General features: G+C 70.0%; 7 protein-coding genes. 6 read left to right on the top strand and 1 reads right to left on the bottom strand.

The window, feature by feature from the left end; all coding sequences use genetic code 11:
- Positions 1-116: 116 nt before the first annotated feature.
- On the bottom strand, positions 117-1,139 hold the full coding sequence (locus tag EYA84_RS05950) for a LacI family DNA-binding transcriptional regulator (protein ID WP_131052002.1): 1,023 nt from the start codon (positions 1,137-1,139) through the stop codon (positions 117-119).
- 602 nt (positions 1,140-1,741) lie between these two features.
- On the opposite strand from EYA84_RS05950, the gene EYA84_RS05945 reads away from it, so the two are divergent.
- The 6 genes from EYA84_RS05945 to EYA84_RS05920 all read left to right on the top strand — a co-directional run bounded on the left by EYA84_RS05945 (position 1,742) and on the right by EYA84_RS05920 (position 15,058).
- Entirely contained in the window at positions 1,742-3,040 is a 1,299-nt protein-coding gene (locus EYA84_RS05945) for a sugar ABC transporter substrate-binding protein (protein WP_131052001.1), read from the top strand.
- Between the two features lie 102 nt (positions 3,041-3,142).
- Entirely contained in the window at positions 3,143-4,060 is a 918-nt protein-coding gene (locus EYA84_RS05940) for a carbohydrate ABC transporter permease (RefSeq protein ID WP_131052000.1), read from the top strand.
- A 4-nt stretch (positions 4,061-4,064) separates the two neighbouring features.
- Entirely contained in the window at positions 4,065-4,979 is a 915-nt protein-coding gene (locus tag EYA84_RS05935) for a carbohydrate ABC transporter permease (RefSeq protein WP_131051999.1), read from the top strand.
- A 2-nt stretch (positions 4,980-4,981) separates the two neighbouring features.
- On the top strand, positions 4,982-6,931 hold the full coding sequence (locus EYA84_RS05930; RefSeq protein ID WP_131051998.1) for a glycoside hydrolase family 127 protein: 1,950 nt from the start codon (positions 4,982-4,984) through the stop codon (positions 6,929-6,931).
- 127 nt (positions 6,932-7,058) lie between these two features.
- On the top strand, positions 7,059-11,795 hold the full coding sequence (locus tag EYA84_RS05925) for an Ig-like domain-containing protein (protein ID WP_343232755.1): 4,737 nt from the start codon (positions 7,059-7,061) through the stop codon (positions 11,793-11,795).
- A gap of 71 nt (positions 11,796-11,866) precedes the next feature.
- Positions 11,867-15,058 carry a family 43 glycosylhydrolase gene (locus EYA84_RS05920; RefSeq protein WP_394347550.1) on the top strand — a complete coding sequence of 1,064 codons (3,192 nt, stop codon included), beginning with the start codon at positions 11,867-11,869 and terminating at the stop codon, positions 15,056-15,058.
- Positions 15,059-15,069: the final 11 nt, after the last annotated feature.

Raw genomic sequence — 15,069 nt, 5'->3', positions numbered from 1 at the left:
GTGCGGCGTCGGCCGACCGCTGCGCGCGCTGCGACCGGCCAGCCTGATCGGTTAGCCCGGCCGAGGAGGGTCCTCCCGGCCCGGTGGGTCGTCGGCTCCGGCGACACCCGCCCGGCTCAGCGGTGCACCGCCGGTCCGGTCGACTCGCGGACGACGAGGCGGCCGGGTTGGCGGATGACGCCACTGCCGGGATTGCCGTCCAGGGCGGCGTAGAGGTGCTTGACCGCGGTCGCGCCGAGCCGTTCCAGGTTGAGGTCCACCGTGGTCAGCGGTGGTCGGCAGTCGGCGGCGAAGAACTCCCAGTTGTCGTAGCCGACGATCGCCACGTCGTCCGGGATGCGTCGCCCGAGGTCACGCAGTGTGTCGGCGGCTCCGGCGGCGAGCTGGTCGTTGCCGCAGAAGATCGCGTCCACGTCCGGGCGGGCCGCCAGCAGCAGTCGGGTGGCGTGCCGGCCCCACCGCTGCGACCACTCGCCGAACAGCGGGTCCCCGGCGGGATCGAGGCCCGCCTCGGTGAGCACCGTCCGCAGCCCGGCCGCCCGGTCCCGGGCCGACCGGTAACCGTCCGGGCCGGTGATGTGCCCGATCCGCCGTCGTCCGTGCAGCACCAGGTGCTCGGCGGCGAGCCGGGCGCCGCCCTCGTCGTCGGCGATCACCGACAGGTCCCGGGGGTCGGTCGACTCGGCGTATGCGTAGACCACCGGAACCGGGATGTCCTGCGTCAGCGAGGGACCCACCTCGTTGCTGTCGCCGACCACGATGAACCCGTCGACCTGCCGCGCCAGCAGCGTACGGATGTAGTGCTGGCGCCGGATCGCGTCACCCCGGGCGTCGCAGAGCAGCACCGACATCTGCTCGTTGCCGAGGGCGTTCTCGGCACCGAGCAGGATGGACATGGCGAACCGGCCGCCGAGTTCGTCGGTGAGCAGCCCCACGGTGCGGGTGCGGCCGTTGATCAGCCCGGAGGCCAGCGCGTTGGGCTGGAAGGAGAGCTCGTCGGCCGCGCGCAGCACGCGTTCCCGGGTCGCCTGGGCCACCTCGGCGCGTCCGTTGAGCGCCTTGGACGCGGTCGCGACCGAGACGCCGGCCCGGCTGGCCACGTCACTCAGCGTCACTGACTGTGATCGTCGTCGACCCACCGAAAGCCTTTCGCAAGAGTTTCAGGATGGCCGGCAGGTGGTCGCCGCCCCCGTATGACGGGCAAGCGTAGAGCGCAGGGTGCATGTAAGGGAAGGTGAAGCCCACACCGAAACGGGTTCAGGTTTTACCCATCAGACATCTTGCCGAAACCGTTTTCGTGGGACACGCTAACGGCGGAAAGTGATACCGACCACCTCGGCGGCGGTGCGGCTCGCCGTGCCGGTTCCGTCGGACCCGGCGGGAGGCGACACCGATGAGGACGGACGAGGCATCGCCCACGAAGACGGTGCGGACCGCGTCGTCGTCACCGGTCCACCCCACCCGCGCGACGCAGCGATGCGGCGGTGCCGCATCGGACCGTCCACACGAGACCTCGGCTCGGCGGGACTCCGTCGGCGGCCTGTTGTCCACACCCTGACCCTGCCCGGCCGGTCATCCGCCGGCCGTACCTGATCATCCGGCTTCGCCGATCACGTCCACGGCCTACGGCCGGTGCGGCGGCTCCGGTCTTACCCGATCGAGCGGAACCGCCCGCTACCCGGCTCACGGGAACCGCCTCGCGGCTCCCCGGCGAGCATCGATGCAGACTAGGAGAGGAATCATGAGGAAAAACCTGGGCAGGCGTACTGCCCTGCGTTCGCTGGCCGGAGCAATGGCGGCGACGATGGTCCTCGCCGTGGCGGCCTGCGGCAGCGACGAGCCGAGCGGCCCGAGCGCCGCCGAGGCCGGCCCGACCGGCGTCGACGACGGCAGCGAGCTGACCCTGTGGACCCGCGCGCCGCTGGAGAAGCAGGCGAAGCTGCTGGTGGACGCGTACAACGCCACACACCAGAACCAGGTCAAGCTCACCGTCGTACCGAACGACGACTACGTCGCCAAAGTCGGCGCGGCGGCCGGCTCCGGTGGCCTGCCGGACCTGTTCGCCGCCGACATCGTCTACGTGCCGAACTGGGTCAGCCAGGGCCTGTTCCAGGACATCAGCTCCAACATCGACGGCCTGGACTTCAAGGACCAGATCAACAAGGGACACCTGTCGGCGGGCACCGTCGACGACAAGGCCCACGTGCTGCCCTTCGTGCTGGACCTGTCGATGATGTTCTGGAACAAGCAGTTGTTCCGGGACGCCGGGCTCGACCCGGAGAAGGCGCCCGCGTCGCTCGCCGAGTACGCTGCCGCCGCCAAGGCGGTGCAGGCCTCGGGCAAGGAGGGCGTCTACGGTACGGCCGCCGGCCTGAACTGCGGCGGCTGCCTCGTCTTCACCTGGTTCCCGTCCATCTGGGCCGACGGCGGGCAGGTGCTCAGCGACGACGGCACCGAGTCCAAGCTGGCCGACGAGACCGCGCAGAAGGTCTTCAGCACCTGGCAGGACCTGTGGCGCTCCGGTGCCGTGCTGCCCGCCTCGGCGGGGGAGACCGGTCCGACCTGGACCGCCGCCTTCACCGAGGGCAAGGTCGGCCTGATGTTCTACCCGGCGACGCTGCTCTCCTCGACGCCGTTCGACGCCGGTGTCGCCGGCATCCCCGGCCCGAACGGCGGCGCCTCCACCTTCGTCGGTGGCGACGGTGTCGGCATCTCGAAGGACTCCAAGAAGGCCGCACAGGCGTGGAACTTCCTGAGCTGGATGATGTCCGAGGAGGCCCAGGTCGAGGTGCTGGCCAAGAACAAGGACGTGGTCTCCCGCGCCGACCTGGCCAACAACAAGTACGCCGCCGAGGACCCGCGCCTGGTGACCATCAACGAGGTGGCCGGTCAGGGCGACACCCCGGTCGCGCTCAACTTCCAGCAGGCGTTCAACGCGCCGAACAGCCCGTGGCTGACTCTCGTCCGCAACCAGGTGCTCAACGGTAACGGCGACCTGCCGAAGGACAACGGCGAGATCACCGCCGTCCTGAAGCAGTAGGTACCCGGTGGGGGCGGGTGCCGCCCGAGGAGTCCCTACCGGTCGGCACCCGCCCCCGCCGCGCCCACGTTCGGTCCGTCAGCGAAGGAAACGAGAGGTCCCATGAGCGTCACCGCACCGTCTCGCCCGCCCAGTGCGGCGACACGGCGCCGCGCCCGTCCCCGAGGTCGTCAGGCACTGCTCGGCTGGCTCTACGCGATGCCGACCGCGGTCTTCGTGGCGCTGCTGTTCGCCGTGCCGCTGCTGCTGGTCATCAAGATGTCGCTGTCGCGGTGGCCGCTGCTCACCGGTGACCAGGGGTTCAACGCGCCCGACAACTTCGTGAAGGCGGTCGAGCACCGCTTCTTCACCGACTCGGTGGTGTTCACCCTCAAGTACACGGCGCTCGCGACCGTGCTGCTGCTGACGCTCGCTCTCGGGTTGGCCCTGCTGGTGCAGGAGTCCAGCCGGTGGAACAACCTGCTGCGGGCCTCGTTCCTGATCCCCAGCGCGCTCGGCCTGGCCTCGGCGTCGCTGCTGTTCTACGTGATCTACTCGCCGTACGCGAGCCCGCTGGCCCCGCTGATGGACCGCCTGGGCATCACGTTCCTCGGCTCCCCGAACGCGGCGCTGTTCTCGACGACCTTCCTGATCGTGTGGCGGTACGCCGGGTTCTACATGGTGCTCATGCTGGTCGGCCTGCAAGGGATCCCCGCCGACGTGTACGAGGCGGCGCGTACCGACGGGGCGAGCCGCTGGCAGACCTTCCGCAAGGTCACGCTGCCGCTGCTGCGCCCCACCCTGGCGCTGACGACCGTGCTCTGCGTGACCGGCTCCCTGCTCGCCTTCGAGCAGTTCTACATCCTGACCAAGGGCGGCCCGGACAACAGCACGATCACCGTCGTGCAGCTCATCTACATGGTGGCCTTCCAGGGGCAGAACGACCTGGGGGTGGCGGCGGCCATCTCCGTCATCGTGCTGGTCGCCCTGATCATGATCAACGCGTTGCAGATGCGCGCCTTCCGGTCCGAGGGGAACTGATCCGATGACCGTCGTTTCCCGCACCACAGAGACCGTCGCCGACGGGACACCGCCGTCCGCACCGGAGCCGTCGCGGCCGAGGAAGCCGAGCGGCACCACCATCGCCGGGATCGCGCTGCGGACGCCGTACTGGGTGTTCACCGGTTCGGTCGCCCTCATCTTCCTGGCACCGCTGGTCTGGACGGCGGTCGCCTCGGTCTCCCCGCAACCGGGCACCAACCAGGTGGACGGCTGGGGCATCGGCAACTACCAGACGTTGGCCGCCTACCAGGCCGGCGTCTGGCGCTACCTCGGCAACTCGGCGTTCGTCTCGCTGCTCACGGTCGCGCTGACGCTGCTGATCTCGTTCCTCGGCGGGTACGCCTTCGCGCGGTTCCGCTTCCCCGGCAAGAACATCCTGTTCCTGCTCACCCTGGCCATCCTGATGGTCCCGTACGCGACGCTGCTGATCCCGCTCTATGTGCTGCTCAACCAGGTGGGGTTGCAGAACTCCCTGGTCGGCGTCGCGCTCGTGCTGACCATGTTCCAGTTGCCGTTCTCCACCTTCCTGATGCGCATCTCGTTCGAGGCGGTGCCCCGCGAACTCGACGAGGCCGCGATGGTCGACGGGTGCTCGTCGTTCAGCGCGCTGTGGCGGGTGCTGCTGCCCGCCGTGAAACCGGGTCTGATCACCGTCGGTCTCTTCGGTTTCCTCGCCGCGTGGAACGACTTCATGGCCCCGCTGATCCTGATCAACGACACCGAGAAGATGACGCTGCCGCTGGCCGTGTCGAACCTGCGCGGCCAGGTGCAGGGTGTCGTCGACTACGGGGCGACCGAAGCGGGCGTCGTCGTCCTCGCCCTGCCGTGCATCGTCCTCTTCCTCCTGCTGCAACGACACTACGTGCGCGGCTTCATGTCCGGCGCGCTGAAAGGATGACCATGAGCGGCAACGCACATCCGGCCGCACCCGTCCTGCCGGTCCGGGGTCGCCTGCGCCCCCTCGACCTGCGGGAGGTCCGGATCGCGGGCGGATTCTGGGCCGAGCGCCAGTCGGTCAACGGGGTGACCCTCGACCACATCGCGCACTGGCTCGAACGGGAGGGCTGGGTCCGCAACTTCGACCTGGCCGTGGCGGGAGACCTTGCCGGCGAGCGGCGCGGACGCGAGTTCTCCGACTCGGAGATCTACAAGTTCCTCGAAGCGTTGGCGTGGGAGATCGGCCGGACCGCCGACCCGGATCTCGAATCGCGGTTCCGTGCCCTGGTGCGGCGGGTCGGCGCGGCGCAGGAGCCCGACGGATACCTGAACACCAAGTTCGGCCGACCCGGGCAGGAACCGCGCTGGTCGGACCTCGAATGGGGGCACGAACTCTATTGCGTCGGGCACCTCGTCCAGGCCGCCGTGGCCCGGGCCCGGACCCGGCCGGACGCCGACGACGGCCTGCTCCAGATCGCCTGCCGGGCCGCCGACCACGTGTGCGAGACGTTCGGCGTGGACGGCATCGACAGCGTCTGCGGCCACCCGGTGATCGAGACCGCGTTCGTGGAACTGGCCCGCACCACCGGTCAGGACCGCTACCTGACCCAGGCCGCGCTCTTCGTCGACCGGCGCGGCCACGGTCGGCTCGCCGACATCGAGTTCGGTCGGGAGTACTTCCAGGACGAGACCCCGATCCGGGAGGCCACCGTGCTGCGCGGGCACGCGGTGCGTGCGAACTACCTGGCCGCCGGTGCCGTCGACGTCGCGGTCGAGCTGAAGGACGCCAGCCTGTTGGACGCGGTACGCGGTCAGTGGCACCACGCGGTCACCCGCCGCACGTACGTCACCGGTGGGCAGGGTTCCCGGCACCAGGACGAGGCGTTCGGCGAGGACTGGATGCTGCCGCCCGACCGGGCGTACTCGGAGACCTGCGCGGGTGTCGGCTCGGTGATGCTGGCCTGGCGGCTGCTGCTCGCCGACGGCGACTCCCGCTACGCCGACCTCATCGAACGGACGCTGTTCAACGTGGTGTCGACCTCGCCGTCGACCGACGGACGCAGCTTCTTCTACACCAACACGCTGCACCGCCGGGAACTCGGCACGGTGCCCGACGCCGACCGGCCCAGCCTGCGCGCGGCGGCGTCGCTCCGGGCGCCGTGGTTCGAGGTCTCGTGCTGCCCGACCAACGTGGCCCGCACCGTGGCCAGCCTCGGCGCGTACGCCGCCACCTGCGACGACGAGGGTCTGCACCTGCACCAGTACCTGCCCGGCACCATCGCGCACCGCCTTCCCGACGGGCGGGAGCGGTGCCTCGTCATCACCACCGACTACCCGCACGACGGCGAGATCCGGGTACGCGTCGACAGCGACGACGACCGCCCGTGGTCACTGTCGCTGCGGGTGCCGGACTGGGCCGTCGACGGCGCCACGGTCACGGTGGCCGGAGCCACCCGACCGGTCGCCCCCGGCATGGTCACCGAGCAGCGCACCTGGCAACGCGGCGACGAGGTCGTCCTCGCCCTGCCGATGGCGCCCCGGTTCACCCATCCGGACAGCCGCATCGACGCGGTGCGGGGCTGTGTGGCGGTGGAGCGCGGTCCGCTGGTGTTCGCGATCGAGTCGGTGGACGTGCCGGGGGTGACGAGCGTCGACGAGCTACGGATAGACACCAGCCAACCGCCCCGGCTGGTCGACGGTCGGGTGGTGGTGCGGTGCCGCCGGGTGCGCCCGCACGACCACGAATGGCCCTACCGGGCCGACGTCGCCGAGTCCTCGCCCGCGCCCGTCGAGGTGTTCGACGAGGTGACGTTGGTGCCGTACCACGCCTGGGCCAACCGTGGGCCCTCGACCATGCGGGTCTGGATCCCCGTCGACGGTGACCTGCCGGAGCAGGGCCGGGGGCGGAGCTGATGTTAACGCTCACATCGGATTGTCCGAACCGCGCCGACAGCACCACGAGCCGCTCGAATCACCACCGAGGTGCGACGTGGGGGACCGCCTCACCCGCCCGCCCGCACCGATATCAAGGAGGAAGAAGATGATCCGCAGACGCGTGCGGAGGGTGCCCCTCTGGGGCGCCCTTGCCGCGCTCGTGGTGTCGGGGACGGTAGCCGTATCGTCCCCGGCCCACGCGGCCGGCCCGATCCTGCCCGGTAACGAGGGCGACGTCGGGGTCCACACCAACGGTCAGAACCACGTCATGGACATCGGCGACCCGACCTACAGCAACGTCGGCGACGTCGTGAACCAGCTCCGGCCGGGCGTACCGTTCACCGCCGGCAACATGCACCAGTCCGTCTTCGACGCCGACCTCGCCGCCGGCGGCACCGACTACTACCTCGACCGCATCCTCGGAGTGAGCGGCACGCTCGGGTCAGCGGTGCTGATGACCCGAGGGCGCACCCTCTACATGCGCGGCGCCAGCAACAACAACTTCACCGTGATGGGCTTCGCCGGCAACACGTTCGTCGGCGGCCCCAACAACCTCGGCAACCTCTACACCGTCACGGTGCCCGGCCAGACCGTGTCCGAGGTCAACGCCAACCGGTTCAACGCACCGAGCCACGCCCGGAGCCGCTACACCATCGGCTCCACCGGGGTCCGCGCCGACCTGACGAAGTTCATCACCTACGACAACGTGGCGGTCACCGCCATCGAGTTCACCAACCCGGGCGGCTCGGCGGCGACCTTCACCGTCCGGGCCGCGTCGCCGCTGGCCACCCAGGCTGCGGGCGACAGCGCGCTCACCGGCACCCGCACCATCACCAGCGGCTCGAACAACGGGCTCGTCGACACCCCGTGGGACTCCGTCCGGGTGGACCTCACCGGCTCCGGCTTCACGCGTACCGGCAGCAACCTGGACCGCGAGATCACCGTCCCGGCCGGTGGCTCGCTGTCGCTGTCCGTGGTGGGCGCGGTCTCCTCGGCCACGCTGCCCGAGACGGTGGAGAGCTACCAGGAGTACGCCGGCCTGTCGCCGAGCGTGGCCGTGCGGACCGGCATCACCGCCTTCCACCGCCAGTGGGCCCAGGACGTGCCGTACATCAACGTCCCGGACGCGGCGATGGAGAAGGCGATCGTGTACCGCTGGTGGGGCGAGCGCTACAACTCGCTCGACGCCAACGCCTCCGGCCACGTCTACCAGTACCCCACGACGATCGAGGGGGTGAACCTCTATCAGAACTCGGTCGCGCTGACCCAGCCGATGCACCTTCAGGACACCAAGTGGCTGCGGACGCCCTATCTGGGGTACGGCCAGATCCTGAACATCGGTGAGCTGTCCGGCTCGTCGGCCTTCCTGGACAGCCCGGGGCACACGAGCTGGAACAACCACTACTCGCAGTACCTCGGCACGGCCGGGCTCGAGGCGTACCAGGTGCACGGCGGCGGCAAGCAGGTCGCCCGCAAGTTCGCCCAGTACTTCGAGGGTGACGGCGTCGGTCAGCTGGAGCACTACGACGGCAACGACGACAAGCTGATCGCGTACGACACCAACTACATGCCGGGCAACGACGCCGACGCGATCACGTTCGGCTTCCCGAAGGTGAACACCGGGGCACCGGGTGCGCGGACGATCGAGCGCCCGGAGTCGGCGTACGTGTGGGGCGCGTTCGACGCGGCCCGGCAGCTCTACCAGCTCTCCGACGCCGACCAGGCCAAGGTCGACGCGATGGGGGCCAGCGCCGACGAGATCCGGGACGCGATCCTGACCCGGCTCTGGAGCCCGGACATGCGGATGTTCCTGTCCGGCACGTCACACGGCGCGAGCAGCGCGGCGACCGCGAACGGGCGGGCCAACCCGCTGCCCGCCTCGGCCCGGAACCTGATCCCGGCCAAGGAGACGAACCTCTACGACATCTACGCCGAGAACCTGATCCCGACCGACCAGTGGGAGAAGTACGTCGACGGGTTCCGGTTCCTGACCTACGGCGACAACTTCCCGATCTTCCCGTTCTACACCGCCAACCAGTACGACCGGTCGGCGTACGGGATCGGCGGTTCGAACAACTTCTCGAACATCAACTTCACCGTGCAGTACCGCGGTGTGCGGTCGGCGCTGCGCCACTACGACCCGGAGCAGAAGTACATCACCCCGGAGTACGCCAAGCGGCTGCTGGACTGGATGGCGTGGAGCATCTACCCGAACGCCGACATGCGGGTCGCGAACCAGGCGGAGTACTACTCTAACTGGAACCCGACGACGCGCTCCTACAACCGCAACAACCAGAACCACATCATGCTCGGCAACATGAACTACATCTTCATCGAGGACATGGGCGGCATCCAGCCGCGTTCCGATGACAAAATCGAGTTGTGGCCGATCCAGTTCGGCTACGAGCACTTCATGGTCAACAACCTGCGGTACCACGGTCAGGACGTCACCATCGTCTGGGACCCGGACGGCAGCAAGTACGGCCTGGGCGCCGGCTACAGCCTCTTCCTCAACGGCGAGAAGAAGGTCACCACCGACAAGCTCGGCAAGGTCACCTACGACCCGAACACCAACCAGGTGCAGGCCGAGGAGGGCGTGACCGTCACCTTCACCGCCACCACCGGGGCCGACTTCCCGAGCGCGGTGGACACCCCGATCTCCGACGACCGCGTCGTCGGCTACCTCAAGACGGCCGGTATCGACCTCACCGAGCAGGCGCCGAACCTGGCGCAGGGCGCCCAGCTCAGCTCCTCGTACACCCAGCAGGGTGTGCGGCCCACGCCGTGGCGGCAGTTCCACACGCCCGGCTGGAGCACCACCTCGATGAACTACACGCCCGGCGCCATCTCCGAGACCGAGCGTCCGGTGTCGCTGGCGGCCGTCACCGACGGGATCACCGCCAACGAACCCTACTGGGGCAACTACGGCACCACCGAGCGCAACGGCTACATCGAGCTGGACCTGGGCGCGGCCAAGAGCCTCGACAACGTCAAGGTCTTCTTCGTCAGCGACCGGCAGGCCGGTGGCTACCGCGAGCCGGCGCGCTGGTGGGTGCAGGTGCCCGACGGCAACGGCGGCTGGAAGGAGGTGCCGGACCAGTTCAAGAACCCGGTCGTGCCCTCGGCGAAGTTCAACGAGGCGCTGTTCGACACCGTCACCACCGACAAGCTCCGGGTCACCTTCACCAACAACCCGACCCACTTCACCGCGATCAGCGAGATCCAGGTGTTCGAGTCGGGGCGGGACGTGCCGGACGTGACCAACCAGGCGCCACAGGTCACCGCCAACCGGGACGGCTCGGCGGACGGAAACCTCTCCACCCGGCTCGTCGCCACGGCCGCCGACGACGGCATCCCGTACGACAGCGAGCTGACCTTCGGCTGGGAGACCGTCTCCACGCCGCAGGGCGCGGGCGTCATCTTCGCCGACGCGCGGGCGCTGACCACCCGGGTCACCGGCACCGTCGCCGGTGACTACGTGTTCCGGTTCTGGGCCGACGACGGCGAGAAGCGGTCGACGGCGAACGTGTCGGTCACGCTGGCCGAGCGCGAGGTCACCGCGGAGTTCGGTGCCTCGGCCACGATCAGCACCAGTGGCACGGCATCGTGGGAGAACCACTCGCGGGTCAACGAGCCCACCACGCCGACCAACTCCAACCCGGGTGCCGGCAGCGGCTGGGGCAACTGGGGCCAACCGCAGAACGGCACCAGCACCGCACGGGAGGCGTGGATCCAGTACCGCTGGAGCGCGCCGGTGCGACTCTCCTCGACCGACATCTACTGGTACGACGACAACGGCGGCACCCGCCGTCCGAACGCCGGCACGTACGCCATCGAGACCTCGGAGAACGGCACCACCTGGACGCCGGTGACGCTGGCCGAGGGCAGCACGTACGCCGGCGGGCTGGCGACCAACCGGTTCAACAGCTTCGAGTTCACGCCGATCACCACCAGCTACCTTCGCATCCGCATCTGGGGCGTGCAGGGCAGCGGTGCCGGCACCGGCGTGCTGCGCTGGCGGGCCAACGGCGAGACGGTCGACTCGGTGCGGTCCCCGGTGCTCATCCGCACCGGTGTCGGTGACGTGCCGACACTGCCGAGCACGCTGGACGCCGTCTACGCCAGCGGCGAGCGCGGCCAGGTCGCGTTCAACTGGCAGGAGATCACGCCCGAGCAGGTCGCCGAGCCGAACGTCGACCCGTTCGTGGTCTACGGCACGAACGACGCGTACGGGCTGATCGCCGAGGCGCGGATCTACGTACGGCCGGAAATGTCCACCGGCGGTATCTCGATCCAGGGCGCCGAGACCTTCGAACAGTCCGTCGAGGTGGGCGAGCTGCCGTTCCTGCCGGACAAGGTGGAGGTCTCCTACAACGACGGGTCGCGGGACAACCAGGCCATCGGTGTCGACTGGGACTTCGACGAGCGCATCGTCAACACCCCCGGCCGTTACACGATCATCGGTGACCTGATCCTGCCCCCGTACGTCAGCCAGGCCGGGGCGACCCGGACCACGCTGACCCTCACCGTCGGCGACCCGCCCCAGACCCCGGTCTGGGACGTGGAGGTGCAGGCCAGCACGCGCTGCACCGGCAGGAACGTCTACGTCTCCGTCAACGCCCACAACGCCGGGGACGTGCCGCTGCGCATCGAGCTGATCACGGCGTACGGCTCGCGGACGGTCGCCGACGTGGCGTCCGGGAAGGCCGCCTTCCAGGCGTTCAACACCCGCGCCACCTCGGTGCAGGCCGGCACCGCGACGGTGAAGGCCACCGGCACCGTCGACGGCGAGCCGGTGACCGTCGAGTTCGAGGCGCCGTTCGGCGCGCTCACCTGCGGTTGACCCCTCGTGGTGGCGGCGCCCGGCCTGGGGCGCCGCCACCACCCCCGCGCACGAGTGAGGAGATCGACACCGTGAACACCACCGTGGGACGCGGCGCCGCCCCACCCTCCACCCGGCCGTCGCCCCGATGGCGCAGGGCGATCGCCGTGGCCGCGTCCGTCGCGCTCGTCGCCGGCGGTCTGACCGGCGTCGCCGGTCCGGCACACGCCGCCGAGCCCCCGTCGTACACCTTCACCACCACGGTCAACCCGATCCTCGGCGACGGCAGCTACTACTCCGCCGACCCGGCGCCGATGGTCGTGCGGGCCGGTGCCCCCGGCAACGACACCGACGCCGACCAGCTCTACGTCTACACCGGCCACGACCAGGCCGGACCGTCCACCAACGACTTCGTCATGAACGAGTGGGGTGCCTTCCGGACCACCGACGTCGAGGCGGGGGAGTGGACCCACTACCCGTCGCTGATGCGCCCGGAGGCCGTCTTCGCCTGGGCCACCCCCGGCCGTGCGTACGCCGGCCAGGTCGTCCAGGGCGTCGACGGACGCTACTACTGGTACGTCCCCATCCACGAACGCACCAGCACCGCGTCGGACCGGTTCGCGATCGGGGTGGCCGTGTCGGAGAGCCCGACCGGCCCGTGGACCGACCACGCGGGGGGCCCGATCATCTCCCAGCGGGTGCCCACGCCGAACACCATCCACAACATCGACCCGACGATCCTGGTCGACGGCGAGGCCCCGAACCAGCGCGTCTACATCTGGTGGGGCTCCTTCAGCCAACTGCGGATGCTCGAACTCCAGCAGGACATGAAGACCCCGATCGGCACCCCGCGCACCGTCACCGGCCTGACCGGCTTCTTCGAGGGCGCCTGGATCTTCACGCGCAACGGCACCTACTACATGGCGTACGCCGGCAACAACGCCGGCCCGACCTCGCAGTGCACCCCGGCGAACTACCACGCCTGTCTCGCCTACGGCACCGCCGCGTCGCCGGAGGGACCGTGGACCTACCGGGGAACCTTCCTGCGGCCGGTCTCCTCGACCACCAGCCATCCGGGTGTCCTGGAGTTCAACGGCACCTGGTACCTGGCGTACCACACCGCCGACGCCGTGGGCGGCGGTCACTTCCGGCGCTCGGTGGCGATCGACCCGGTCGAGTGGGACGACTCGCTGACGCCGCCCCGGATGAAGCTCGTGACGCCGACCCCGGCCACGGGACGTGACCTCACGCCCCGGCCGAACATCGCCCAGGAGGCCCGGGTCACCGTCTCCAACGAGCCGGTGCCGGTGCAGTACTGGGTGAAGGCACTCAACGACGAGATCGTCCGGTCGAACCCGCTGCCGCCGGACATGTGGGGCACCTGGACCGGCAACAATCCGCCGCAGCAGTGGGTGCAGTACAGCTGGGACCAGCCGATGCGGATCTCCGGTTCGCAGATCGACTTCTGGAACGACCAGCCGCAGGGCACCGGCGTCGGAGTCGCCGCGCCCGCCCGCTGGCGTATGCAGTACTGGAACCTGGAGGCCGGGCAGTGGGCCGACGTGCCCAACCCGAGCGGTTTCCCGACCGGTACGCAGGGCTTCCAGAACACCACCTTCGACCCGGTGACCACCACCCAGGTCCGCGCGGTGTTCGACGCGTCGACCAACGGCAGCACGTACTCCGGGGTGGCGGTCGAGGAGTGGAAGGTCCTCGCCGCGCAGCCGGAGTCGGTCAGCGCACCGGCGATGACCGTGGAGGTCGGCGAGACCGACCTGCCGGACACGCTGCCGGTGTCGTTCGGCGCGCAGACGCTGCGGGTGCCGGTCTACTGGGACGAGGTGGCGCCCGCGGACGTCGCCGAGCCCCGGACGTTCACCATCGGTGGGACCGTGCTCGGCTACGCCGCCGATCGCGTCTCCGCGCAGGTCACCGTCATCTCGCCGGACGACACCGAGGGAGACGTGACGCCACCGACGGTGACGCTCACGCCCAGCGGCAGCGCCGGCAGCGACGGCTGGTTCCGCTCCACGGTGCGCGTGCGGGCCGCCGGTGTCGACGACCGGGGTGGCCGGATGACCATCTCCACGCGGGTCGGCTCGGACACGCCGGTCGAGACCACCGACGTCCGGTCGGTCGACGTCACCGTCTCCGGGGACGGCCGGCACACGGTCACCGCGACCGCCACCGACCGCGCCGGCAACGTCTCCGACCCGGCCTCCCTGGAGGTACGCGTCGACGCCACCGCACCGGTCAGCACCGCCACCGTGAACAGCACCACGCGGGCGGTCACGCTCGCCGCGACCGACGCCACCTCCGGCGTCGCCCGGATCGAGTACGCCATCGGCACGGGCGCCTGGACCACGTACGACGGTGCGGTCCCGGCACCCGACGCGAACCGGCACACGCTGGCGTACCGGGCGGTCGACGTGGCCGGGAACCTGGAGACCGCCCGGACGGTCGCCATCCCGGCCGACCTGTCCGGGCCGCTCACCGGCAACATCGGGCCGATCGGCACGCCGACCGCCTCGTTCACGGCGAGCTGGAACAGCCTCACCGCGCTCAACGACGGTGCCGACCCGACCAACCCGGGTCAGGCGCAGATCTGGGGCACCTGGTCGGGCACCCGCCCGGCCACCCAGTGGATCCAGTACGAGTGGAACCGCCCGGTGCGGATCACCGGCACCGAGCTGAAGTTCTGGCGGGACTCCAACCGGGGCACCGGCGACGGTGTCGCCCAGCCCGACGGGTGGGTGCTGCAGTACTGGGACGCCACCACCTCGGCCTGGCGTGACGTGACCGGCGCCTCCCCGTACGGCACCAGCACCACCGCGTTCAACACCGTCTCCTTCGACCCGGTGACCACGTCGAGGGTGCGGGCCACCATCCAGGCCAACGGCAACGGCACCACCTACTCGGCGGTCGCCGTCACCGAGTGGCGGGTGTTCGCCGACGACCCGGGCGTCCGGCCCGAGGTGCCGGTGACGGTCACCGTGCAGACGCGGTGTGTGGCGGGGAAGGCGTACGTGGCGGTGCAGGCGCGTAACGACCACGACGCTGCGGTGGACGTGGTGCTGGAGAGTGCGTACGGGCAGCGGTCGGTGTCGGCTGTGGCGCCGGGTGCGAGCGCGTTCCAGCAGTTCACCACCCGTGCCGCGTCGGTGCCGTCCGGCAGCGCGACGGTCCGGGCCACCGGCACGGTCGACGGTGAGAGCGTCACCACCGTCGTCACCGCCGACCACGCTGCGGTCAACTGTGCCGCCGACCCTCGCCAAGCCCAGTGACCGCGAACGAC

The sequence above is a fragment of the Verrucosispora sp. SN26_14.1 genome (genome assembly GCF_004307965.1).
Lineage (GTDB): Bacteria > Actinomycetota > Actinomycetes > Mycobacteriales > Micromonosporaceae > Micromonospora.
Note: the sequence above shows the minus strand (reverse complement) of the source record. Positions and strands in the feature narration are given on the sequence as shown.

Bases quoted from the DNA above. Each gene is read 5' to 3' on its own strand.
- EYA84_RS05945 (WP_131052001.1), top strand. From the start codon at position 1,742: ATGAGGAAAAACCTGGGCAGGCGTACTGCCCTGCGTTCGCTGGCCGGA.
- EYA84_RS05940 (WP_131052000.1), top strand. From the start codon at position 3,143: ATGAGCGTCACCGCACCGTCTCGCCCGCCCAGTGCGGCGACACGGCGC.
- EYA84_RS05935 (WP_131051999.1), top strand. From the start codon at position 4,065: ATGACCGTCGTTTCCCGCACCACAGAGACCGTCGCCGACGGGACACCG.
- EYA84_RS05930 (WP_131051998.1), top strand. From the start codon at position 4,982: ATGAGCGGCAACGCACATCCGGCCGCACCCGTCCTGCCGGTCCGGGGT.
- EYA84_RS05925 (WP_343232755.1), top strand. From the start codon at position 7,059: ATGATCCGCAGACGCGTGCGGAGGGTGCCCCTCTGGGGCGCCCTTGCC.